We start from the raw sequence: 24,299 nt of genomic DNA on the forward strand, positions 1-24,299 counted from the left end.
GTTAAATAATTGTATTTTTATAAAAACAAACAATGAAAAACAAACCAAAAAAAAACATCAACCATGAAAAAGATTGCATTATTTTTATTATTTCTGAATACAGCTTTTCTCTTTGCCCAAAAAGAAGTCACGGGTATTGTAAAAGACAAAACAGGCAATCCTTTGCCGGGAGTAAATATTGTTGAAAAAGGAACTTCCAACGGTGTTTCTTCTGATTTCGAAGGAAAATATAGTATTAAAGTAAAAGAAGACGCAACTTTAATTTTTAGTTACGTCGGTTTCTTGACAATAGAAAAAGTAGTTTCGGGTGATAATCTCAATATTGTTCTGGATGAAAACGGTGGACAGATTTTAAATGATGTTGTAGTTGTAGGCTCCAGAAATACTAAAAGAACTGTTGTGAATTCAGCTGTTCCTATTGATGTTATTAATGTAAAAGATGTTACAACACAGAGCGGAAAACTTGAAATCAATGAATTATTACAATATGTAGCTCCTTCATTTAATGCCAATAAACAATCAGGATCAGATGGAGCTGACCATGTTGATCCGGCTTCTTTAAGAGGTCTGGGACCAGATCAGACTTTGGTTTTGATTAACGGAAAAAGAAGACATCAATCGTCTCTTATAAATTTATTCGGAACAAGAGGACGTGGGAATACAGGAACTGATTTAAATGCAATTCCGGCTTCTTCAATTAAAAGAATTGAAATTTTAAGAGATGGTGCTGCCGCACAATATGGCTCTGATGCGATTGCAGGAGTTATTAATATTGTATTGAATGATACTGTTGATGAATTTACAGGATCTGTAACTTATGGCGTTTACAATACTAATGCAAAAGGAGATTTTCCTGAAGGTACTGCAAATACTGATGGTTACCGATTAGATCAAAACGGCAATGGAAATACTTTCGGAAAAGATCAGGCATTTGACGGAGGATCGGTAAAAGTAACTGCTAATTATGGTGTTTCTATAGGAGATAAAGGCGGTTATGCAAATTTTTCTACTGAGTATTTGAATAAGAATAAAACTTTGCGTCCAGGCTTTGATTTTAGAAAAGGTTTTGGAGAAGCAGCAATTCAGAGTTTTAACTTATTTGGAAATTTAGCTTTCCCAATCTCCGATAAAACTGAATTTTATGCCTTTGGCGGAAAAAATCACAGAGATACAGATGCTTATGCCTTTACCCGAAATGATGGAGAACGAGTTGTAGAAGAAGTATATCCTGGTGGCTACACACCAAGAATCACGTCTAATATAATAGATAATTCATTTGCAGCAGGAATCAGGACGCAAACTGCCAGCGGATGGAAAATTGACTTTAGCAATACATTTGGAAAAAATTTATTTCATTACTACGTTAAAGGAACTATCAATGCTTCTTTACTTGAAGCTTCTCCAACTGAGTTTGATGCCGGTGGGCACAGCTTAACACAAAACACCACCAATTTTGACATTTCAAAGAATTATGAAAGTGTTCTTGATGGATTAAATCTTGCTTTTGGAGCAGAATTCAGAACAGAAAAATTCAATATTTTTGCTGGAGAGGAAGGTTCTTATGCAACTTATGATACTGACGGAAGACCTATTACAGACCCTGCGAATCAAAGTGCTCCTACTATTCCAAATCCAGAATATGACCCAACTGATCCAGATTCTTCACCAACAATTTCAAGACCCGGGGGTTCGCAAGGTTTTCCTGGCTATAGTCCAAATAACGTTGTTGACAAAAGCCGGACTAATCTTTCATTGTATACAGACGCAGAATTAGATTTTACTAAATCTTTTATGGTAAGCGGTGCTGTCCGTTTTGAAAATTACAGTGATTTCGGCAGTACTATAAACGGAAAATTAGCCTCAAGGCTCATGCTTACTAATCATATTAATTTAAGAGGTTCTGTTAGTACAGGATTCCGTGCACCATCATTAGCCCAAATTTATTATAACTTACGGTTTACAAATTTCAGCTCCGGGGGTGCTACAGAAGTATTGCTTTCTCCCAACAACAGCCCTGTAACGAAAGCTTTTGGTATTGATAATCTAAACGAAGAAAAAGCTATAAACGCATCTTTAGGTTTAACGGCCAATTTTGGAGATTTTACCGCAACTGTAGATGGTTATTTAATTAATGTAAAAGACAGAATTGTATTGACGGGGTATTTTGATGCTTCAGGTTTAGGACTTAATGTAGATAAAGCACAATTTTTTGTAAATGGAGTAGATACAAAAACAACCGGACTTGATGTAGTTTTAGCATGGAAAAAAACAATTAACGAAAATCGATTTGGAGCAACTTTGGTTGGGAACATCAATGATATGAAAATTGATAAGGTGAAAAATGGTGATTTAGACGAAAAAACATTCTTTGGAGAACGTGACAAAGCCTTTTTACTTGCCTCTGCTCCGCCAAATAAATTTGGTCTGAACCTAAACTATGGAAGAAAATGGTTCGATGCAGGACTGGCATTTACCAGGTTCAGCGAAGTAAAACTACTAGATTATCAAATGGATGAAGATCCGGAAGATTATAGAACTAGCCCTTCTGAAACCGATGAACAGGTATTTTCAAACCAAAAAAGAGCTGCTACAGATACTTACGGAGCAAAAATTGTGACGGATTTGACTTTAGGATTTAAACTGTGTAAATCTACTAAGTTAAGCATTGGAGCTAATAACTTATTAAATGTTTACCCTGACCAGCAAGATGACTGGGTTGAAGCCGGTGGTTATTGGGATGCGGTGCAAATGGGGTTCAATGGTGCTTACTACTATGCAAGACTTGGATTTAATTTTTAACCAAATTACAAACAAAAACAAAAAATCCTGAGTAAAACTCAGGATTTTTTATTTATAATTTAAATTCTAATGAATCAATAATTCCTTTTTCTTCATCAGTAGCAGTAAATCCGGATATATCCCAATACTTAGTCAGCACTTTATTTTTTTTATTAAAAAGTGATTTTTCTTTAAAAACATCACTTTCTTTATACGTAAAATTTTGTCTGTTGAAATTGGTTGTTATAAAACTATTCCTAACCTGAATATTTTTTATCTCCTCTTTTAAAACCAAATCATACCCTATTTCTTCATTTGCAGTCAATAGATAATAGTCTAAACCATCTATCCTGTAATTAACCCTTACAGACGATTTTGTGATGTTTTGAGAACCAATTTGTTCATTCTCCTGAATTTCAGCAAGATTAGCAGGTACTATAATAACACTAAATTCTACAATCAGTTTTTTTTCAGGATCGTAAATAATTTCGTAGGTATCCAAGGCAGTTTTTGAATTATCCAACGGCGTTACTGACATTATATAATAGTTCTTATTATTGGGATGTCCTTTGGTTGTAAAACTATACTCCTTTTTTGTTTTCGAATCCAAAAGCGGATCAAAATACTTTAAATTGGAATAATTTTCCATAATATTATTCAAATTATAGCCCATTAAATCGGCGCTGATATCTTTTTCCAACAACCCGTAAGACCTGTTTTGCTCTACCAGTAACGTAGTAGTTGCTTTTTTCTGGCTAACAGAAAATTGAAAATTTACCAGTCCGTCATTATAATAAGAGTATTTATTATTTAACATAAAAAACTCTCTTACGTATACTTTTAACCGATAAGAAGAGGCTAATTTTTGCCTTGAATTAGAAACAATTTTTTGAAGGGTTTTTTGAGGGTTTTCATTTGAAACTACGATTTCATCCAGTTTATTATGGCTGCTTTTTAAATAAACTACAAATTGGTCTTCTTTTAAAGAAACCCATCGAAGTGTCAGTTTTTCATAATCCGTATCAGAAACCTGAACATTAGAAGCTCCATTTAACAGAAAAGTTACTTTTCCGTCCTTATTAGTAATCAAAGTCTGCTTCGTTTTCATAATAAGTACCGTTGCGTTTTCTATAGGCATTAACGTTTCTATATCTTTTACAATTATAGAATACTCTTGTTCCTGTGCAAAGGCATTTAAATTTAAAAAAAGAACTAATAATAGTACTAATCTGCTCATGAGTTTATTAAATTTTCAACGAAAGTATTAATTTTTGATTAATAAATTAACATTTAAAAAATAAAACATTAAAAATCAAAGGAGTAATGTTTTTCAAAATAAGAAAATTTGGAATAAAAAAAAATCCTGAGTTTTTAAAAATCAGGATTTTACATCTTAATGCTAAATATTATTCTCCGTGTAAAAACGCCTGTCTGTTCAACAAGGTTTCTTCATCTTCTACGTGATTATCGTCTGGCACACAACAATCAACCGGACATACAGCAGCACATTGTGGTTCATCATGAAAACCTTTACATTCTGTACATTTTCCAGGAACGATATAGTATACTTCATCAGAAATTGGGGTTTGCGCATCGTCTGCATCAACTTCAGTTCCGTCTGGTAAAATTACTTTTCCTGAAAGACTTGTTCCATCTTTATATCTCCAATCATCAGCTCCTTCATAAATTGCTGTATTTGGGCACTCTGGTTCACAAGCCCCACAATTGATGCATTCATCGGTTATAATTATTGCCATTTTATTCTTGGTTACGGGTTAAAAATTATAAGATTTTACAAAAAATGCCAAACATTTTATTCTGCTTTGCCTTATAACTTAATATAGCTTATTTTTGTGCAAAATTACAATCAAAACCTTTCATAAACAAATTACTTATGTTACAAAACGAAAAAAAACAATCTTTTATAGCACTGAGCCGGTTTTTGAGTCAGTTTTCAGAAGAAGGAAATACCCGTAATGAATTGGTTTTAGGTAATGATTTGTTTTTTGAAGATTTTACAAAACTTATTCAGCTTTCGCAGTCACACAACGGATGGTATACACCTGAGCAAGTATATTTCGCTATAAAATCATGGGCAGATGCTTTGACTGAAGAAAATATTGATAAATGGCTTTCAAATTATGAATCTGAATTTTCTGAAAACAATAAAAAAGAAAAAACAGTAGCTTTAATTTTAGCCGGAAATATTCCGCTGGTAGGCTTTCATGATTTTTTATCGGTTTTGATTACAGGAAATAAAGCTTTGATTAAAACTTCTTCAAATGATCAGCATTTATTGCCGTTTTTAGCCAAATATTTAATTTTTATTGATCAAAGTCTAAAAGACAAGATCACTTTCGTGGAAGGAAAATTAGAAAATTTTGACACCGTAATCGCGACCGGAAGCAATAATACAGCACGTTATTTTGAATATTATTTTAAAGACAAACCATCCATTATCCGTAAAAACAGAAATTCAGTTGCCGTTTTAAATGGTCAGGAAACGAAAGAAGATTTAGAAGCTTTGGGCGAGGATATTTTTCGTTATTTCGGTTTGGGATGTCGTAATGTTTCGAAGATTTTTGTTCCTAAAGATTATAAATTTGATGCTTTTTTTGAAGCTATTTTTAAATATCAGGATGTTATTCATTATGAAAAATACGCCAATAATTACGATTACAATAAGGCTGTTTTTTTAATGAGTAATTTCAAATTACTCGACAATGGTTTTTTGACTATCAAAGAAGATACAAGTCATGCTTCCCCTATTTCGAGTGTTTTTTACGAATTTTATGAAAATATAGAAGATTTGCAAAACCGCCTTGAAGCTGAAGCTGAGCAAATTCAATGCATTGTAAGCAATAATCTGATTAAAAACAGTATTTCTTTTGGCAAAACCCAGACTCCGGAATTATGGGATTACGCAGACAATATTGATACTATATCGTTTTTGTTAATAACATAGGTTAAAAATTTATAATTATTGCGAATAATTTAACGGTTTTTCGGCTCGTATTCCCGAAATTTGCGTTTTTAAAATTTGGACTTTTAACTATACCATGAAAAAACACAACTACAGCGCAGGACCAAGTATTTTACCTCAGGAAGTTTTTGAAAAAGCATCAAAAGCAGTTTTAGATTTTAATAATTCAGGATTATCAATTCTTGAAATTTCGCACCGAAGCAAAGATTTCGTAGCGGTTATGGATGAAGCCCGTGCATTGGCTTTAGACTTATTAGGCCTTACAGGCAAAGGATATCAGGCTTTGTTTTTACAGGGTGGAGCAAGTACAGCATTTTTAATGGCTCCTTACAACCTGATGAAAGAGAATGGAAAAGCGGCTTATTTAGATTCAGGAACATGGGCGACAGCAGCCATTAAGGAAGCTAAATTTTTTGGAGAAACTGTTATTGTAGGCTCTTCAAAAGAAGAAAATTATAACCATATCCCAAAAGGATACCAAATACCGGCTGATGCAGATTATTTTCACTGTACCAGCAACAACACTATTTTTGGAACTCAAATGAAAGAATTCCCTACAACCAATATTCCGGTTGTTTGCGATATGAGTTCTGATATTTTTTCACGCGATTTAGATTTTTCTAAATTTGATTTAATCTATGCCGGAGCTCAAAAAAATATGGGTCCTGCAGGAACTACACTTGTAGTAGTAAAAGAAGAAATTTTAGGCAAAAACGGAAGAGCAATTCCTAGTATGTTAGACTATGCTAAACACATCAAAGCAGAAAGTATGTACAATACACCTCCTGTTTTTTCTGTTTACGTTTCATTATTGACTATGCAATGGATTAAAGCTCAAGGCGGAGTTGCTGCTGTTGAAAAATTAAATGATGCAAAAGCAGCATTACTTTATAATGAAATCGACAGAAACCCATTATTCAAAGGAGCTGCAGCTGTAGAAGATCGCTCTAACATGAACGTTACTTTCCTTCTTACAAATGCTGATCATACAGAAACGTTTGATAAATTATGGAAAGAAGCCGGAATTTCAGGATTGCCTGGACACCGTTCTGTTGGTGGATACAGAGCTTCTATTTACAACGCTATGCCTATCGAAAGCGTACAGGTTTTAGTTGATGTAATGAAAGCTTTGGAAACTAAAGTTTAGTTCCCGAAAAATATCAATTGAATACCGGAACCCTAGCCCCGATAGAAATGGAAATCCTTTTATGTTTTTCTTTAAAACATAAAAGATTGAAATGAATAGCGGGAATTAGCTTCTAAACAAAAAAAAAGAAAATTAATTTGAGGACGAGATTGCTTTGTTCCTCGCAAAGACATAAACTAAAATGAAAGTATTAGCGAATGACGGAATTTCTAAAAGTGGAATTCTAGCTTTAGAAAAAGGTGGATTTGAAGTTATAACTACAAAAGTAGCTCAGGAACAAGTTGCTAATTTTGTTAACGAAAATAATGTAAGCGTAGTTTTGGTACGTAGTGCAACCAAAGTACGTAAAGATATTATTGATGCTTGTCCTGGTATCAAAATCATCGGACGTGGTGGTGTTGGTATGGATAATATCGATGTTGATTATGCTAAAAGTAAAGGAATTCACGTAATTAACACACCTGCTTCTTCATCAGAATCTGTTGCTGAATTGGTATTTGGACACTTACTTTCTGGTGTTCGTTTTTTACATGATTCAAACAGAAATATGCCTTTGGAAGGTGATTCAAACTTTGACGGTTTGAAAAAAGCCTACGCAAATGGAACTGAATTAAGAGGTAAAACTTTAGGCATTGTTGGTATTGGCCGTATTGGTCAGGCTACTGCAAAAATGGCTCTTGGTTTAGGTATGAAAGTTATTGCTGCTGATGGCTTTATTCCTTCAGTTGATGTAAAAGTAGAGTTTTTTGATGGTCAGTCTATTACGACTACGATCGTTCCTCAATCATTCGAATCATTATTAAAAGAATCAGACTTTATTACATTACACGTTCCTGCTCAGGATGGTTACATCATTGGTGAAAAAGAATTTGAAATCATGAAAGATGGTGTTGGAATCGTAAACTGTGCCCGTGGAGGTGTTATTGATGAAGTTGCTTTAATCAAAGCTTTAGATGCCGGAAAAGTAGCATTTGCAGGATTAGACGTTTTCGAAAACGAACCAAAACCTGAAATGGCCATTTTAATGCACTCTAAAATTTCGTTGACTCCTCACATAGGAGCTGCAACAGGAGAAGCTCAGGATAGAATTGGTACTGAGTTAGCTTCACAAATTATTACTTTATTGAGCTAAGAAGCTAAATAATTAAATATTTCGAAAGGGATTTATTAACATCGTTTAATAAATCCCTTTTCTTTTTTTTACTAAATTTGAGTCTAATCTAAACACCTTGAATCATGTTAGACCAATTAACTCAGTTAGTACAACAATTCGGAGAAGAAGCTGTTGTTAAAAATAATGCCGTTCCAAATAAGCATAATGAAGAAGTAATAAAAGAAACAGGAAACTCTATTTTTTCGGGATTACAAAAAATAGCTTCTGAAGGAGGTGTTGAACAATTAGCTGGTTTATTTCAGGAAAAAACAATTGACAGTTCAAATCCTGTAGTACAGCAACTGACTCAACAATTATCTGGAAACCTTGGTGAAAAATTTGGTTTAAACACTGACACCTCTTCAAATGTTGCAGGAACCCTTATTCCGCAAGTTTTAAATTCTTTGGTTAACAAGGCAAAAGACCCAAAAGACGGAAGTTTTCAAATTTCTGATATTGTAAATGCCATTTCCGGAAACAGTGGTCAGGCTTCAAATATCATGGATACGATTTCAAAATATGGAGTACAATTTGGCCTGGATCAAAACGCTGACGGAAAATTAGATGTTGGTGATGTAATGGTTATTGCTAAAAGTGGCGGCCTTAGCGGCTTCTTTGGCAGGCTGTTCAAAAAATAGATTTAATAAACAAAAGCCGTTTACTTAACTGCAAATGGCTTTTGTTAAATAATAAAAACGTCTTCTTATTTTTTCGTAATTTTAAATTATGAAAAGTTTAATTTACATACTCGGAGTTTTATTTACAGTAATTGCCTGTTCATCATCTTCTAAGAATAAGACTGTTATAAACGATCCTACATCACAAATAGCAGTAAACGATACCGTTCGGATTGCAAATGATTCTTTAGAATATGAAGTTATTATTATTGATAACGGATTTAGCTTCTGGCTTGCCTCTCAGGCATTACCAAGAAATTATTATTCATTAGCTTATCTGGAAAATAAAAACCTGATGTATGTAACAGAATGGAACAGCCGTGTTTTACAGCCTCAGCGATACAATCCGAATTTATATGAAATGACTATCGATTATCAGCCACATATAAAGTATGGCTACGAAGTAAACTACCTGATATATAACTATATGATTTATTTTCAAAATACTTTCAAACAAAAGCTCGCCGGATATGTACCACAACGATAATGTTAGTATATTTGTAATCACTACAAACAAATAATGAACAGATTAAAGCAACGTTGGGGCATTACCTCAAATTTTCAACTTGTTATTATATTTATCGTATTTGCCATCACCGGATCGGCATCTGCCTGGCTGTCCAGACCTTTTTGTGAATTATTAAATATAACTAAAGAAGATTTTGGGGGCTGGTTTACTTTAATTCGGTTATTAATTATTTTCCCTATTTATCAAATTCTACTAGTTGCTATAGGAACTTTATTTGGACAATTTCGTTTTTTTTGGAACTTCGAAAAGAAAATGCTTAAAAGTATGGGGCTTGGTTTTTTATTTAAAGATTAATTTTTTCACGCTATAGTTCAATCTGACTACTTGTTACTTGCCACCAAACTAAAATAGTCATCTGTATAAACTTGTTTTTATTGACTCATCTGTACTATTATTCTTCTTTAGATACAGAACAGTTGTAGTTTTAAAAAAGAACATTACCTGTCTGTATTCACACCAAACCCAAAGAATATCCTTAGTTTTTTAATACAAAACATGCATTATATTAAAAAATAATAGCTATATCATACAAAATACATTACCAGAACAGGATGGAACAGGACAGTTTTATTTCAAGTATTTTAAAACTTTACGATGAAGATTTAATTCTTTACTAACTTAAACCAACCAATCATAATGTTCAACAATACAATGAAATTTGTAATGGCAATTTTGTGTCTTACAATGTCAACGACAAAAATTTTCGCTCAAAATCCGGTAGTAAAAATTGATTTTGATCAAATAGGAAGACAATCTGCCGAAGTAAGTGATCCTGATTATACTTCATGGTCTTTAAGAGCACCTAATAGTCAAGACCCCTCGCCTAATCTTACTGAATCAAAAACTATTAACGGAATAAAATTTACAGTATCTAAATTAGGAAATAATGGAGAGACTTTAAGTTCCAATTGGTACAAAGCAGGTATACTATCTCCGTATTATGCCAGATTAGTCTGCGATGGACTTACTGTAAAAGATATTTCTTCAAATCCTGTAAATCCTGCGAACAAAGGCGCAAAAATAGAATTAAAAATTAGCGGTCTGCCCGCAGGAAGCCATACATTATTAGTTTACTTGAATGCTGTCGACAGTCCAACAATAAGTTTTAGTCCTATTGATATCACAATTGATAGTAATCTGGTTGTGGACAATTTAATTCCGAGTGTTAGAGCTACAAAAACCTCAGATGCTACATCGACATATCTAAATTTTCAAGCTACAGCAAACACTGACGTTGTTATAACTTTTGCCGCCGAAACTTCTGGAAACGAAACCCAAAAAAACGTAATGATTAACGGTTTTGAGTTAAACACTGCTAATATTGCACTGAAAGCAACAAATCCTAGTCCTTTACATAATAATGAGCATGTTGAACTTAATTCAGGCAACAAAACATTATCCTGGATTGCTTCTGCCAGTACAGTTTCTCAAAATATTTATTTTGGAACAGATGTGGTTTCGGTACAGTCAGCAACAACAGCATCATCTCAATTCAAAGGAAATCAAACCAAAGAAAACTCCTCTTATCAGGTAAATGGATTATATACAGGAACCACTTATTATTGGCGTGTAGATGAAGTTTTAGCAAATAATGATGTTGTAAAAGGTGATGTGTGGCGCTTTCGCCCTGCCCAGCTTGCTTTCCCGGGCGCAGAAGGATATGGCCGTTTTGCCCGTGGTGGAAGAGGCGGAAAAGTTGTTACCGTTACCAATTTAAATGACAGTGGTCCAGGAAGTTTACGTGAAGCTGTTACTAACGATATTGGGCCGAGGACCATTGTTTTTAATACATCTGGAATCATTAAGCTTAATTCTCGTTTGGTTTCAAGTCAGCCTTATGTAACTATTGCCGGGCAAACGGCTCCGGGAAAAGGAATTTGTATTCGCACAGCACCTTTCGGAATAACAGGAAATGATGCTATCGTTCAAAATATAAGAGTTCGATTAGGAGGAGGATCCACTTTTGATGGAATGGGATTAACCGGTGCTGATAATAGTATCATTGATCATTGTTCCATCAGCTGGACAATTGACGAGGCTTTTAGTTCGCGTTCAGGAAAAAATATCACATTACAAAGAACCTTAATATCTGAAGCATTAAATGCTGCAGGGCATGAAAATTATCCTGCTGGTACTGAACATGGTTATGCAGCAACCATCGGTGGTGATATTGGAAGTTTTCATCATAACTTATTGGCACATAATTATGGCCGTAATTGGAGTTTAGGAGGCGGATTAGATGGCAATGGTTTTTATTCCGGCAGAATGGACATAACTAATAATGTAGTTTATAATTGGGGAGGAAGAACAACTGATGGAGGAACCAAAGAAGTCAATTTTGTAAACAATTATTACAAGCCTGGTGCCGGTTCCAAAATATTTGTTGCATTTAGTGCGGATAACGAAAATACCGGAAAAGGAATGCAACAATGTTATTTTAATGGAAATGTTATGCCTGGCTATTTTGACGAAAGCAATCAAACAATCGGAAGAAGATCTACTTATAAAAACGGAGCGACCAATACTTTTGACAATTTTGTCAACACACCATTTTTTCCTTCATACGTAACTACTCAATCTGCAAAAACCGCCTATAAAATTGTTTTATCAGATGTTGGGTGCATTCAACCTGAATTTGATGCGCATGATGAAAGAATCATCACAGAGACATTAAACGGAACTTACACATACAGAGGAAGTGTAACCAACAAACCAGGATTCCCGGATAACGAATCTGATGTTGGTGGATACGAAACATACCCTGAAATTGTCAGAGACGCAAACTGGGATACAGATCAGGACGGATTACCAAATTGGTGGGAAACAATTATAGGTACAAATGTAAATTCAGGTACAGGAGATTTTTCAGATAGTAATACTGATACAGACTTAGACGGATATACCAATTTAGACAAATATTTACAATGGATGTCTCTTCCTCATTACGATTCTCCAACAGGAAATAAAGTCGATGTTGATTTACAGAAACTATCAAGAGGTTTTACAAACGGAGTTAACTATTCGCTGTCTAATGCTGTTAACGGAAATGTTACTCTTAATGGAAATATTGCAGGTTTTACCCCAAACGCAACTGGTTTATGTTCTTTTGACTTTACTGTTACTGATAATGAAGGAGCAATTATGACACGCACAGTTAATATCGTTAGTGGCTATAGCTCTAACTTGTCCACAGAAAAATCAAATAAAGAAAGCACCGCATTTACGGTTTGGCCTGTACCGAATAACGGTTCATTTTCTGTTTTGATGGAAAATGACGGCAGCAATGCAGAACTTAAAGTATTTGATATTTTAGGCAAAGAAGTAATAAGAAGAATCATTACCGGAAAAAGTCAGGAAAACATCAATTTAAAATCAAAAGGTGTTTTTATTATAAAAGTTTCTGACCCGGAAACAAAAAAAGTTTTACATAGCAAAAAGATTGTAGTTCAATAAGTTTAAGTTTGTTTTTTAGTTTTTAACATAAATGGCAGCTTAATAGCTGCCATTTATTATTATCATTCTTTTTGTTTCTGAAAGAAATAAGTATAAATCCATGTAATCGTAAAAGATGGAATCACATCAGTAAACGGAAGTATCTCTTCTACAAAAGTCAAAATACCAGCTACCCGCCCCACTCTGCCCTTGTACATTCTGGACATGATAAAAGCTGCAATCGGGGCCCAGATTATATCTGAAAACTCTCCTAAAAGCGGAATCGAAAATGAAATCGTGCCAATTCCATCCAGAACTAGCCCAATTATTAATTTCTGTATTCTGTTATCTTCAACAACCTTTAAATCCTGCATAATATGACATTTAAATTACGACTAAAATTAAAAATAATTTAACCACCATAAATTATTTTATTAATTCAATTAATTTCTAAATTCCCATGTCAATAAACATGCCGATAAATCAGATTCATAAAATTCTGTTACGACACATTTCAATATCGGCAGAATCTTTGTTTCTTTGTAAAAACAGTTTCCAAATGATACACGCAAAAAACATACATAAATTCTACGATAAGCTTGAAGTTTTAAAAGGAGTTGATTTACATATTCAAAAAGGGGAAATTGTTTCAATTGTTGGTGCATCAGGTGCCGGAAAAACCACTTTACTGCACATTTTAGGGACTTTAGACAAACCTGAAAAAACAAATACAGAAACCTCTCTTACCATAAACGGAGCAAACATTTTAGGACTCAACGATAAAGCTTTATCAAAATTCAGAAATCTCAATTTAGGTTTTATATTTCAGTTTCATCAGCTTTTACCTGAGTTTACAGCTCTGGAAAACGTATGCATTCCAGCATATATTGCAGGTAAAAAACCCTCAGAAACAGAAGCAGAAGCTAAAAAACTATTGGACTATTTAGGATTATCGCACAGAATTAATCACAAACCCAGCGAACTCTCAGGTGGAGAACAGCAGCGTGTTGCTGTAGCAAGAGCCTTAATTAACAAACCCGATGTAATTTTTGCGGATGAACCTTCCGGAAATCTGGACACCCACTCTGCCGAAAATTTGCATCAATTGTTTTTTCAGCTTCGTGACGAGTTCGGACAAACATTTGTTATCGTAACACATAATGAGGAACTGGCAAATATGGCCGACAGAAAATTGGTCATGGTCGATGGACAGATTAGTAATTAGGAGCAGTTTCCAGCTGTACGCTCTATCTTTTTTGGCGAACCTCACCATAAAAGGATGCAACTCCCAACTGGCCCAGGCATCATAATAACAAAACATTCATTTTAAACATGACGCAAAAAGAACTCAAAGAATTTCTTGACGAAAAAGTCATACAGTATAATAATCTCGACTTTATAGAAAGTGATCCTGTTCAGATTCCGCATCTTTTTACCCAAAAAGAAGATATTGAAATCGCAGGATTTTTAAGTGCAACGATTGCCTGGGGAAATCGAAAAATGATCATCAAAAATGCTCATCAGATGATGAATTTAATGGGCAATACCCCTTACGATTTTATAATGTCACATTCTGATTCGGATTTAGAACGCTTAGAAAATTTTGTTCATCGTACGTTTAACGGAAAAGATTTTGCAGGCTTTATCAAAGGATTACAGCATATTTATAAAAATCACAATGGCTTAGAAACTGTTTTTGCAAAACATCAGGAAGAGGATAGCCTGCAAAAAAGCATTCATGAATTCAAAAAAATATTTTTTGAAATTGACCATCTGCCAAGAACAAAAAAACACGTTTCGGATCCTCTTAATAATTCGGCAGCAAAACGCATCAATATGTACTTACGATGGATGGTCCGTCAAGATTCAAAAGGAGTTGATTTAGGAATCTGGCAAAGCATTTCTCCAGCCTTATTGTCTTGTCCTTTAGATGTCCATTCCGGAAATGTAGCACGTAAATTAGGATTACTTAACCGAAAGCAAAATGACGCAAAAGCCTTGACCGAATTAGACCATAAACTCCGCAAAATGGATTCCTCTGATCCTGTAAAATATGATTTTGCCTTATTTGGCTTAGGTGTTTTCGAAGGTTTTTAACTCAATCCCTGATATTCGGAAAACTTATTAAAGAATATCAAACTTAATAGTCCTGAATTTCATTAAAGAATATTTTGAAAGTAACGTTATTACGAATTACAGTTATTTTTCGAAATGTTCAGGCTTTGTTGCTCTTCATAATCAAAAAAACTATCCCTGTATTTATTTTATTAAAAAAACTGATTTGGAAATTAACGTTTTCTAAATCAAAAACTCATTGTTATATCGCTATAACAAACTTGTTTTAAAAATAAAAAATGCATTTTAACGTTGTTTTTTAGCACTTTATCGGATATTGTTAAATAAAAATAGATTATATTTGGTTAATATAATTTCCTCCAAATTTATTTTTTTAAAGAAAATAATGTTTTCCTCATTTAGTCTGTATAGATAATAAATTAATTTATTAGATAAGACTGGTCTATTTAAAACTACAAATCAATTTCATTGTAATTTTTGAAACTAATTTACAAACCTGGTTTAATACTCATAACAAAATGAACAGCTCTAAAAAAATAGTTTTAGCCGAAGACAATTCAGTACTCTCATTGTTATTGAAAGTTAGATTAGAAAAAGAAGGGTACGAACTTTTAATAGCTATAGACGGAAAACAGGCAATTACATTAATAGAAGAATATCGTCCGGAATTAGTCTTAACAGATATTATGATGCCCTATGTTAGCGGACTGGAAGTAATAAGTCATGTAAGAAACAAATTGAATTTACAAACACCAATTATTGTTTTTTCGGCAGCCGGGCAAGAAGAAATAGTACTTAAAGCATTTGATCTGGGCGCTACTGATTTTATGAGTAAACCTTTTAGCCCTCATGAATTAGTAATAAGAATAAAAAAAATACTGAATTAGCATTTCAAAAATTAATTAGTTTCAAATCATGAATACTAACGACATTTTAGGATATTTCGAAAACACTTCTCTAATCATCAAATTGGTATGGTTTTTTAGTGGCATTTTTTTAACCATCATCTGTTTACTGGCTTTTTACCTCAAATATTTAAGAAATTATTTAAGAGCCAATGAAAAGATAGTCGATAAATATCAGGCAAAGTACGAATCCTATCTTGTGACCTATTTATATGCCGGAAATGATAACGAAGCATTTAGTCCGGAGCAGCTAAAAATTATCGACAAATTAAAAAAAAGCATTGCGAATCCTTTTAAAAGAAAAATAATAGTTTCAATATTATTGAAATTAAGAAATGAAATATCCGGTGAAATGGGTGAATCAATTGACAAACTCTTTGTAAAACTGGGGCTTTTACGTTACTCATTAGCAAAACTAAGAAATAAAAAATGGGAAGTTATTGCAATTGGTATCAGAGAGCTTACTCAATTCAAAATAAAGGCAGTTCATAAAATAATAATGAACAACATCAATCATCCAAAGAAGGAAGTTCGTAAAGAAATGCAATTGTATCTGGTTTACCTGTATGCTTTTAAAGGACTTGATTTTTTGAATGTTTTACAAACCTCTTTATCCGAGTGGGATCAGATTCAATTATTGGAAATTCTTCAAATTAATAATGACACACAAATTGCAGATATTAGACCATGGCTGAAATCATCAAATGATTCGGTGGTTGTCTTTACGCTAAAACTTGCCAAAGTTTATAATCAGTTTGAGGCAAAAGAAGAACTTATTGAGCTGTTGCACCACAAGAGTGAGGATGTAAGAATCAATACAATTTCTGCCTTGAGTGATTTGAACATATTTGAAGCTAAAAACATTTTAAAAAACAATTTTAATGAACGCAGTCATGAAGAACAAATTGCTTTTATTAAAATGATGGCAAATGTATATGAAGCTGGTGACAAACCTTTTATATTAGAGCAAATACATCACGAAAATTCTGAAATAAGGCTGTTAATAATGGAAATTTTAAAAAACATTAATTTTGAAGAATATGCATTATATGAAGCCGAATTTAAAAAAGCATTAATAGCCTAATTGAATAGTATCAATCCAGTAAAGTTTAAATTTTAATGTCAATCATTCATTATTTTTTTCTTGTATTTTCTGTATTTGCTATTGCATCTTATATCCTATTGGCAATGATTTCAGCTGTCGAAACCATTGAATACATTAAAAAAAACAGCTTTGTTAATTACAAGGAAATATTATCCTCTACTTTTTCTCCATCAATTTCAATTATAGCGCCTGCTTACAATGAAAGTTTGAATATTGTAGAAAATGTCCGGTCTTTGTTATCAAGTCATTATGTAAATTATGATGTTATTATTGTAAATGACGGAAGCAAAGATGACAGTTTAAGCAAGCTTATTCAAGCCTACGACCTGGTTCAAATTGATCATCTCATCAATGAACATATTAAAACAAAACCATTACGAAAAGGTGTTTATAAATCTACAAATCCTGCTTTTGACAAATTAACTGTAATTGACAAAGAAAACGGAGGAAAGGCTGATGCTTTGAACATGGGACTAAATATGAGTAAAAACAGATATGTAGCCTGTATAGATGTAGATTGCTTGTTATTAGAAGACGCACTTCAAAAAATGATTAAACCTTTTCTGGAATCAACCGATACTAAAGTAATTGCTTCGGGAGGTGTCATAAGAATTGCTAATTCGTGTATAGTTAACGATGGTAAATTACTGGATATAAATTTTCCTAAAACATGGCTGGAACAAGGACAAATTTTAGAATACCTAAGAGCTTTTTTATTAGGAAGAATGGCATGGAGCAGGCTAAACGGACTATTGGTAATATCTGGCGCTTTTGGTCTATTTGATAAAAAAATAGCTATCGATGTTGGTGGTTACGATACAAATACTGTTGGAGAAGATATGGAAATTATTGTTCGAATGAGAAGACACATGGAAGAACTCAAAGAAAAATACAAAGTTGCTTATATTCCGGATCCATTATGCTGGACAGAAGCTCCGGACAATTACAAAACATTTATATCCCAAAGAAACAGATGGACCCGTGGAACTATCGAAACACTTAGAAAACACCGTAAAATAGCATTTAATCCCAAATATAGATCCTTAGGACTTGTCAGTTATCCGTATTGGCTGATTTTTGAAAGATTGGCTCCAATTATTGAAGTTGCAGGTATCCTGTATTTTGGGATTCTTATCGCTCTCAATGAAGTAAGATGGGATTATGCATTAGCATTTATTATTCTGGCTTATACGTTTTCAGTTATGTTTTCAATTGTTGCAATTTTCTCTGAAGAGCTTACTTACCATCAATACAAAAAAAAATCAATAGGCTTTAAATTAATAATAATAGCCTTTTTAGAACCTTTTGTAATTCATCCAATAATTCTATACTCAGCAATAAAAGGAAACATAAATTACTATTTTTACAAAAAAATAGAATGGGGACATATGACGCGAAAGGGAATGACTAAAGCATAAATACTTACTTTATACTTCTAAAGATGATAATAAAAAAATTAAAAGACATTTTAAATAATAGCTATACTTATACCTATATCAATTTAATTTTTTCTGTAATTGTTATATTTTGCTTATTAAGTTTATTTGAAACTTTATCAACTACTAATGGTTCAGCAAATCAAAATAGCAGCACTACATTAATCTATAAATTATCAAATGATTTTTGCACCGGAATATCTATAGGATTGCTATTTAGTCCATTTTATTTCATACTAAATTATATCAAAAAGCATCTTGGGGTATTATTTATCAAAATAGCTTTCTCTTTGATTGTAATTATTCAGTTTGCATTGGTAAAATATAGCTCTACAACCCTTGTCAACCTGGGAGCAGATCTAATAGGATACTCTATTTCAGACATATACACAACCGTAACAGCATCTGAGTCTCTTTCATTTATGTATTTCCTTCCCTTTATAATAATTCCTTTATTGTATTTGGGGATCTATTTTGCTTTTACAAAACTGGGCAAAAAGCAAATCCTTTTAGGAGCAATATTTACACTCTTAATTATCGCAGGATGTATAAAATTATTTGTTCCCGACCTCTCTGACTCAAAGTACGAAAATAAGCTGGCGTTTTTAACCAAAGACATTATTCGGTTTGAAAGAGATAAAAACATAGCCAAAAACATTCAAAACATCAAATTCAAATCAGAATATCCGATGCTGAAACCTTTTAAATCTACTCCCGATGTTTTAGCTCCTTATTTTAATATTACCAATGAAAAACCAAATATTGTCGTTATTGTTGTTGAAGGTTTGGGGGCCGAATTTATTGGTAAAAACGAATATGCAGGATTTACCCCCTACTTAGATTCGATGATTCCAAAATCATTGTATTGGGAAAATTTTTTAAGTAACGGTGGAAGAACTTTTGCCGTACTTTCTTCATTATTGGGTTCATTAACTTATGGTGAGAAAGGTTTTTTAGAATTAAATCCGTTTCCGAGACATCTTTCCCTTATAAATGTGCTAAAAGCTAATGGGTACACCACATCTTTCTATTCTGGAGATGATGCAAATTTTGATAGAAAAATCAACTTTCTGGATCAAAACGGCATTGATAATACAATCGACAAAAATAATTATGGTTCAGAATATACTCAAACAAAAGCTAATGCAAGAGGCTTTTCCTGGGGTTATCCTGATGCTGAAATTTTCAGGAAAGCACTGGTCGAGACTAACAAAATGAAACTTCCCCGATTGGATATCATTCAAACCCTTACCAATCATGAACCTTTTGACTTTCCGGAAAAAAATGAATACTTAAAAAAGATTGATACTATTATTGATACCCATGAAAATCTAAAATCGCAAAAAGGAAACATTGGCTCTTATAAAGATATTTTTGCCTGTTTGAATTACACTGATAATGCAATTAAAAATTACATGGAAGCGTATGCAAAAAGACCTGATTATAAAAATACCATCTTTATAATTACAGGCGACCACCGTTTGATTCCTATTCCTCAAAAAGACAAATTATGCCGTTTTCATGTGCCTTTGTATATTTTTAGTCCAATGCTAAAAAGAACGGAATCGTTTAAATCAGTTTCTTCGCACTGGGATGTGACACCAAGTTTGGTTTCCTTTTTGTTTAATAATTACAAATTCAACAAACTGGATCAAACCGCCTGGATGGGTAAAGGACTTGACACTGCAAAAGAATTCAGGAATAATCAGGGTATTCCTTTGACCCGAAATAAGGGAACTATTGATGATTATGTGTATAAAGAATATTTGTATTCGAGTGGTGAATTGTACAAAATAAAAGATAATTTTGATGTAGAAAGAATCAGTGACGATTCTATTTTGGATAAGGTTAACAGTGAATTTAATACCTTTAAACATCTGAATGCATATTTGACACAGAAGGATAAAATTATTCCAAAATCATTGAATTTAAACAAAGAGCAGGGAGTTCATTTTACTAAGGAAGAGCAAATCGAGATCGACAAACTAACCAAAGGATTAAATCCCGACCAGATGTTTTTCAAAGCAAGGGAGTTAGCTTTCAATAAAAAGCACAAAACAGCGATTTTATTATGCGATTTTATATTAAATGAATTACCCAATTATTCAGATGTACGGACTTTAAAAGGCCGAATATTGGGTTGGGACGGTGAATATAAAAAAGCAGAACATGAGTTGCTGATTGTGATCAAAAGAATGCCTTTGTATGATGATGCCTATTTGGCACTGATGGATGTCTATTGGTGGTCTGAACAGAATAAAAAAGTTATAGAAACAGGGGAATTAGCATTGTCAAACGGCATAAAAAATCCAGAAATCAAAATAAAGATCGAAAGATCTCAAAAATCAATCAACAATTCAAAACAACATAAGTAATGGGCACTGTTATACAAAAAGAAATTTTTCATAAAATCTATATTTTTCTCATTATAACGTTATTTTCAGTTTCATTTCAAATGACTGGACAGGAAAAAACATATTCTGGCGACCCTGATATCTCTTTTAAAACAGCTCGTGACCTGGCTTTCAACAATAACAGAAAGCAGGCACAAGATACTTTATTACACATCCTGACTAAATATCCCGATTATCATGATGTTCGTGAATTTTTGGCTTCGACCTATGCCTGGGATGGAGATTATAAAAAAGCAAGAACCGAATTTCAAAAAATTTTAGGAAAAGATACACACAGGAAAACCACATGGATAGCAGCCATTAAGAATGAAATGTGGGCTGACTTTCCCTTTCTTGCATTGAAATTATGCAAGAAAGCGCTGAAAAAATTTCCAAATGATACTGAAATACTGGACTTGCAGAAAAGCGCTCAGGAAAGTACAATGATCCCAACTGCTACTGCCGGTGGGGTCCAAACGATATCCAGTAAGATCCCAAATGATTCTATAACTAAAGAATCTGATTCGGCTTTGAGAAAAACAGTCCGAAACAATACGATTGGTGTGACTTCAGAAATCAATATTTACTCTGATGTCTTTGATCCTATGTTTTATAATGCTGTAAAATATGCCCGCCAAACCAGTTACGGCAGCATTATTGGGAGAGTTAATATCGACAGAAGACTTGGTGAATACGGAACTCAGTATGAGGTTGATTTATATCCTAAAATTGCCAAAGGAATGTATGCTTACTTAAACTTTGGTGTATCTGGTTCTTCTTTATTTCCTGATTATAGATACGGTGCAGAAATTTTTAAATCACTGCCCAGAAGTTTTGAAGTTTCGCTAGGGCTCAGAGGTTTGCAATACGATACAACAACCATGATTTATACTGGTTCTGTAACCTGGTACAACGGAAATAATTACTGGTCTTTCCGTCCTTATTTTACTCCGGGAGACAATGGATTAAGTTCCTCAGGTACTTTAACATATCGAAAATACAGAAGTGATGCTGATAATTATTTCGGCATCAATGTTGGAGCCGGAATTTCGCCGGAACTCAATCAGAATTATTTTTTTACAAATGATGACCGAATTGTAAATCTGCAATCCCAAAAACTAAATGTTTCTTATTATTTTTCTACCAATAACAAACAAAATGCCTGGGGAGCACAACTCGGAATCATTCATCAGGAAATTCCTTTTGACCAGGGCAATTATTTCTGGATTTCAACCCTTGCATTGTCCTGGGAAATTAGATTTAGGTAATAAATTGGCAAAAATTAAAAGAAAATCAATCAATATTTTATCCTGCTTTGAAGTTAATTTTGTGGTAAGAAAAAAATGAAACCAGAGCTTATTTGAAGTTCCAATATCAATTCTAAATAATGCAAATTAAACAACGTCCTATTTTCTGCATTGTTGTTTTCTTATCTTTTCTAAACTGCAAAATTATGGCTCAAAACTCCTTACATTTAGCAAATACGAAAGGGCAGGAAATTAGTATTGTTTCTTCTAATGATTATACAAAAAAAGCATCCGTTCTTTTAAAAAGCTATTTAGACCAGGCTTTTGAGAATCCAATTTTTATTCAAAACAACAAATCAGAAAACGTTGATAGTTCAAAAATTATTCTTGAAATTAATCCCAAAAGTGTAAATAAAAATGATTCATTTATCATCAAAAGCGATGAAAAAAACATCTGTCTAATTGGTTCGAATGAAAAAACATTGCGATATGCCATTTATACCTTACTGGAAGCATTGGGTTTTAGAAAATATACTGCAAAGGACAGTTTTATTCCGAAACTGAAAGAAGTAACATTCCCAAAGAACTTCAATAAAACCTATGCCCCTTCTTTTGAATATCGCGCTTTGTTTTATCCGGATTGTTACGATGAAAATTTTAGGGACTGGCACAAACTGGATTGGCAAATCGATGATTTTGGTATTTGGGGACATTCCTTCTATAAATTATTAAGTGCCAAAGAATATTTTAAAAAAAATCCGGCCTTTTTTGCTCTATACGAAGGTAAGCGAAATCCAGAATCATTATGCATGAGCAATGATGGTGTAGTCAAAATTGTTTCAAAAAAAATGGCTGACATTATTAGCCAAAATCCTAATGCTCGTTTCTTTTCAATAAGCCAGAATGATGATGTTGTGTATTGTGAATGTGATAAATGTAAAATTTTAAATGAAAAACATGGAGGACCGCAAGGATCGTTGTATTACTTTCTAAATAAAATTGCTGTACAATTTCCAAAAACTAAAATAACAACTTTAGCTTATCTTCACACCTATCAGGCTCCAAAAAACATTAAAATTAAACCTAATATTTATACGCTTTTTTGCCCAATTGAAATGAATCGTGGAAAAGCTATCCAAGAAACACCAGGCAATAATGACTTTTTGAATACGCTCCACAAATGGAGTGCTGCTACAGACCATTTATATTTATGGGACTACACGGTTGAATTCACCAATTATCTTTCTCCTTTTCCAAACTTTCATACTTTTTCGGAAAACTATAAATTATACGAACAAAATAAGGTCAAAGGTCTCTTTGTACAGGGTTATGCAGATATTGCAGGAGATTTATATGAGTTGAGACAATATCTTTTAGCAAAAATAATTTGGGATACCAATACTGATGTTGAAGCTGTAACAAATGACTTCCTAAATGGTTTTTATGGCAATGCTTCTCCGTTTGTCAAAAAATATCTTGATTTACTTATTCAAAATCAGAAAAAAAGTAACCGCTATCTGAATATTTATACCAATCCAATAGAAAGCAGGAACACATTTCTCTCTCCAGAAGCAATGGATCAATACGATCAGTTAATAAGTCAGGCTGAAATGATTTCCAAAGATGAGCCTGTAATAGCCAGGAGAATTTTAAAACTGAGATTACCATTAGAGTATGTTTATTTTGAGCAGGCAAAGTTCTATGGAAAAGAACCTCACGGAATGTATCAAAAAAACGGAGACTCATTTTCTGTGAAAGATAATCTGGAAAACAGGGTTCAGGATTTTGTAAAAAACTGTTCAGATTTCGGTATTTACGAACTCAGTGAAGACGGCTTAAGCCCTGAAGAATATAGCATTCAATGGAACTATATTGCTAAAAATAATGTCACAGAGCATTTAGGAGAAACCCTAAAATACAAATTTGAAACCCAGCCTTCCTCAGATTTTAATGCTAAAAAAGAAAGAGGTCTCAATGATGGAATAAAAGGTTATAAAGATATTAATCTTAACTGGACAGGCTGGTACGGCGAAAATGCCGAAATAAGTATTGATTGTAATAACGTAGATTTTAACTCTTTAGAATTTCAATGTTTAGAAGATCAGAGACACTGGATATTTTTGCCGAAAAAAATTATTTTGAAGGGCTTTCGAAATCAAAAATGGGAAGTCATCAAAGAACAAAAAAACCAACAATCAAGAGAAAATCAAATCACTAATATCAAAGAATACAAGTTTCTCAATATTAATTTTCATGTTTTTGATAAAATAAAAATCATTTTAATTCCGGAACAGAAACTTCCTGTCTGGCGAGAAAGAAAAAATAAAAAGCCAATGCTTATGTTAGATGAAATAGTACTCACACAAAAATAATAAATACTAAAAATCCTGAAATCATTGTTTTAATAAAAAATAATTATGCAAAGCTTTGCCTTCTTT

19 protein-coding genes are annotated in these 24,299 nt (G+C 33.1%); 16 read left to right on the plus strand and 3 right to left on the minus strand.

Translation table 11 applies throughout. From position 1 onward, the window contains the following. The first annotated feature begins 63 nt into the window (after nt 1-63). Nucleotides 64-2,799, plus strand: a complete 2,736-nt coding sequence (locus JE46_RS08685; RefSeq protein ID WP_031454879.1) for a TonB-dependent receptor — start codon at nt 64-66, stop codon at nt 2,797-2,799. Between the two features lie 52 nt (nt 2,800-2,851). Here the strand turns inward: JE46_RS08685 and JE46_RS08690 are convergent, their stop codons facing one another. Next, entirely contained in the window at nt 2,852-4,015 is a 1,164-nt protein-coding gene (locus tag JE46_RS08690; RefSeq protein WP_031454880.1) for a peptidase associated/transthyretin-like domain-containing protein, read from the minus strand. A 169-nt stretch (nt 4,016-4,184) separates the two neighbouring features. Further along, complete coding sequence (locus tag JE46_RS08695) at nt 4,185-4,535, minus strand: 4Fe-4S dicluster domain-containing protein (protein ID WP_031454881.1); 351 nt, start codon at nt 4,533-4,535, stop codon at nt 4,185-4,187. Between the two features lie 137 nt (nt 4,536-4,672). Between JE46_RS08695 and JE46_RS08700 the strand changes: the two genes are divergently transcribed. The 7 genes from JE46_RS08700 (at nt 4,673) to JE46_RS08730 (ending at nt 12,720) form a co-directional block, all read left to right on the plus strand. Continuing rightward, complete coding sequence (locus tag JE46_RS08700; protein ID WP_031454882.1) at nt 4,673-5,743, plus strand: acyl-CoA reductase; 1,071 nt, start codon at nt 4,673-4,675, stop codon at nt 5,741-5,743. A 94-nt stretch (nt 5,744-5,837) separates the two neighbouring features. After that, nucleotides 5,838-6,908 carry a 3-phosphoserine/phosphohydroxythreonine transaminase gene (gene serC / locus JE46_RS08705; protein WP_031454883.1) on the plus strand — a complete coding sequence of 357 codons (1,071 nt, stop codon included), beginning with the start codon at nt 5,838-5,840 and terminating at the stop codon, nt 6,906-6,908. Between the two features lie 181 nt (nt 6,909-7,089). Further along, on the plus strand, nt 7,090-8,040 hold the full coding sequence (locus tag JE46_RS08710) for a D-2-hydroxyacid dehydrogenase (protein ID WP_031454884.1): 951 nt from the start codon (nt 7,090-7,092) through the stop codon (nt 8,038-8,040). Between the two features lie 104 nt (nt 8,041-8,144). After that, the gene (locus tag JE46_RS08715) at nt 8,145-8,699 is read left to right on the plus strand and encodes a DUF937 domain-containing protein (RefSeq protein ID WP_031454885.1); all 555 of its coding nucleotides are present in this window, start codon (nt 8,145-8,147) and stop codon (nt 8,697-8,699) included. Between the two features lie 88 nt (nt 8,700-8,787). Then, nucleotides 8,788-9,225 carry a DUF6146 family protein gene (locus JE46_RS08720; RefSeq protein ID WP_031454886.1) on the plus strand — a complete coding sequence of 146 codons (438 nt, stop codon included), beginning with the start codon at nt 8,788-8,790 and terminating at the stop codon, nt 9,223-9,225. Nucleotides 9,226-9,258: 33 nt separating this feature from the next. Next, nucleotides 9,259-9,561: a DUF6787 family protein gene (locus JE46_RS08725; protein WP_031454887.1), complete on the plus strand. Its 303-nt coding sequence runs from the start codon at nt 9,259-9,261 to the stop codon at nt 9,559-9,561. A gap of 390 nt (nt 9,562-9,951) precedes the next feature. Then, nucleotides 9,952-12,720, plus strand: coding sequence for a T9SS type A sorting domain-containing protein (locus tag JE46_RS08730; RefSeq protein WP_236010726.1), 2,769 nt, complete (start codon nt 9,952-9,954; stop codon nt 12,718-12,720). Nucleotides 12,721-12,782: 62 nt separating this feature from the next. Here JE46_RS08730 and JE46_RS08735 read toward each other — a convergent pair whose 3' ends face one another. Next, nucleotides 12,783-13,073 (minus strand): hypothetical protein, encoded by a 291-nt coding sequence (locus tag JE46_RS08735; protein WP_031454889.1) that lies wholly within the window; start codon nt 13,071-13,073, stop codon nt 12,783-12,785. A 185-nt stretch (nt 13,074-13,258) separates the two neighbouring features. Between JE46_RS08735 and JE46_RS08740 the strand changes: the two genes are divergently transcribed. The 8 genes from JE46_RS08740 to JE46_RS08775 all read left to right on the plus strand — a co-directional run bounded on the left by JE46_RS08740 (nt 13,259) and on the right by JE46_RS08775 (nt 24,233). Then, nucleotides 13,259-13,924 carry an ABC transporter ATP-binding protein gene (locus JE46_RS08740; protein ID WP_031454890.1) on the plus strand — a complete coding sequence of 222 codons (666 nt, stop codon included), beginning with the start codon at nt 13,259-13,261 and terminating at the stop codon, nt 13,922-13,924. A gap of 107 nt (nt 13,925-14,031) precedes the next feature. Next, nucleotides 14,032-14,796 (plus strand): TIGR02757 family protein, encoded by a 765-nt coding sequence (locus JE46_RS08745; RefSeq protein ID WP_031454891.1) that lies wholly within the window; start codon nt 14,032-14,034, stop codon nt 14,794-14,796. Between the two features lie 497 nt (nt 14,797-15,293). Then, the gene (locus JE46_RS08750) at nt 15,294-15,662 is read left to right on the plus strand and encodes a response regulator transcription factor (RefSeq protein ID WP_031454892.1); all 369 of its coding nucleotides are present in this window, start codon (nt 15,294-15,296) and stop codon (nt 15,660-15,662) included. A gap of 28 nt (nt 15,663-15,690) precedes the next feature. Further along, the gene (locus JE46_RS08755) at nt 15,691-16,764 is read left to right on the plus strand and encodes a HEAT repeat domain-containing protein (protein ID WP_035136466.1); all 1,074 of its coding nucleotides are present in this window, start codon (nt 15,691-15,693) and stop codon (nt 16,762-16,764) included. Between the two features lie 35 nt (nt 16,765-16,799). After that, nucleotides 16,800-18,203, plus strand: a complete 1,404-nt coding sequence (locus tag JE46_RS08760; protein ID WP_031454894.1) for a glycosyltransferase family 2 protein — start codon at nt 16,800-16,802, stop codon at nt 18,201-18,203. Between the two features lie 23 nt (nt 18,204-18,226). Next, nucleotides 18,227-20,596, plus strand: coding sequence for an alkaline phosphatase family protein (locus JE46_RS08765; protein ID WP_083480862.1), 2,370 nt, complete (start codon nt 18,227-18,229; stop codon nt 20,594-20,596). Nucleotides 20,597-20,676: 80 nt separating this feature from the next. After that, nucleotides 20,677-21,882 (plus strand): YaiO family outer membrane beta-barrel protein, encoded by a 1,206-nt coding sequence (locus JE46_RS08770; RefSeq protein WP_051872854.1) that lies wholly within the window; start codon nt 20,677-20,679, stop codon nt 21,880-21,882. 185 nt (nt 21,883-22,067) lie between these two features. Further along, complete coding sequence (locus JE46_RS08775) at nt 22,068-24,233, plus strand: DUF4838 domain-containing protein (protein WP_051872860.1); 2,166 nt, start codon at nt 22,068-22,070, stop codon at nt 24,231-24,233. Nucleotides 24,234-24,299: the final 66 nt, after the last annotated feature.

Origin of the sequence: Flavobacterium chungangense LMG 26729, assembly GCF_000735715.2 — a bacterium.
GTDB classification, from domain to species: Bacteria; Bacteroidota; Bacteroidia; order Flavobacteriales; family Flavobacteriaceae; genus Flavobacterium; species Flavobacterium chungangense.

Excerpts from the sequence above, each read along its gene's own strand:
- JE46_RS08685 (WP_031454879.1), top strand. The coding sequence starts at position 64 with ATGAAAAAGATTGCATTATTTTTATTATTTCTGAATACAGCTTTTCTC.
- JE46_RS08690 (WP_031454880.1), bottom strand. The coding sequence starts at position 4,015 with ATGAGCAGATTAGTACTATTATTAGTTCTTTTTTTAAATTTAAATGCC.
- JE46_RS08695 (WP_031454881.1), bottom strand. The coding sequence starts at position 4,535 with ATGGCAATAATTATAACCGATGAATGCATCAATTGTGGGGCTTGTGAA.
- JE46_RS08700 (WP_031454882.1), top strand. The coding sequence starts at position 4,673 with ATGTTACAAAACGAAAAAAAACAATCTTTTATAGCACTGAGCCGGTTT.
- serC (WP_031454883.1), top strand. The coding sequence starts at position 5,838 with ATGAAAAAACACAACTACAGCGCAGGACCAAGTATTTTACCTCAGGAA.
- JE46_RS08710 (WP_031454884.1), top strand. The coding sequence starts at position 7,090 with ATGAAAGTATTAGCGAATGACGGAATTTCTAAAAGTGGAATTCTAGCT.
- JE46_RS08715 (WP_031454885.1), top strand. The coding sequence starts at position 8,145 with ATGTTAGACCAATTAACTCAGTTAGTACAACAATTCGGAGAAGAAGCT.
- JE46_RS08720 (WP_031454886.1), top strand. The coding sequence starts at position 8,788 with ATGAAAAGTTTAATTTACATACTCGGAGTTTTATTTACAGTAATTGCC.
- JE46_RS08725 (WP_031454887.1), top strand. The coding sequence starts at position 9,259 with ATGAACAGATTAAAGCAACGTTGGGGCATTACCTCAAATTTTCAACTT.
- JE46_RS08730 (WP_236010726.1), top strand. The coding sequence starts at position 9,952 with ATGTCAACGACAAAAATTTTCGCTCAAAATCCGGTAGTAAAAATTGAT.
- JE46_RS08735 (WP_031454889.1), bottom strand. The coding sequence starts at position 13,073 with ATGCAGGATTTAAAGGTTGTTGAAGATAACAGAATACAGAAATTAATA.
- JE46_RS08740 (WP_031454890.1), top strand. The coding sequence starts at position 13,259 with ATGATACACGCAAAAAACATACATAAATTCTACGATAAGCTTGAAGTT.
- JE46_RS08745 (WP_031454891.1), top strand. The coding sequence starts at position 14,032 with ATGACGCAAAAAGAACTCAAAGAATTTCTTGACGAAAAAGTCATACAG.
- JE46_RS08750 (WP_031454892.1), top strand. The coding sequence starts at position 15,294 with ATGAACAGCTCTAAAAAAATAGTTTTAGCCGAAGACAATTCAGTACTC.
- JE46_RS08755 (WP_035136466.1), top strand. The coding sequence starts at position 15,691 with ATGAATACTAACGACATTTTAGGATATTTCGAAAACACTTCTCTAATC.
- JE46_RS08760 (WP_031454894.1), top strand. The coding sequence starts at position 16,800 with ATGTCAATCATTCATTATTTTTTTCTTGTATTTTCTGTATTTGCTATT.
- JE46_RS08765 (WP_083480862.1), top strand. The coding sequence starts at position 18,227 with ATGATAATAAAAAAATTAAAAGACATTTTAAATAATAGCTATACTTAT.
- JE46_RS08770 (WP_051872854.1), top strand. The coding sequence starts at position 20,677 with ATGACTGGACAGGAAAAAACATATTCTGGCGACCCTGATATCTCTTTT.
- JE46_RS08775 (WP_051872860.1), top strand. The coding sequence starts at position 22,068 with ATGGCTCAAAACTCCTTACATTTAGCAAATACGAAAGGGCAGGAAATT.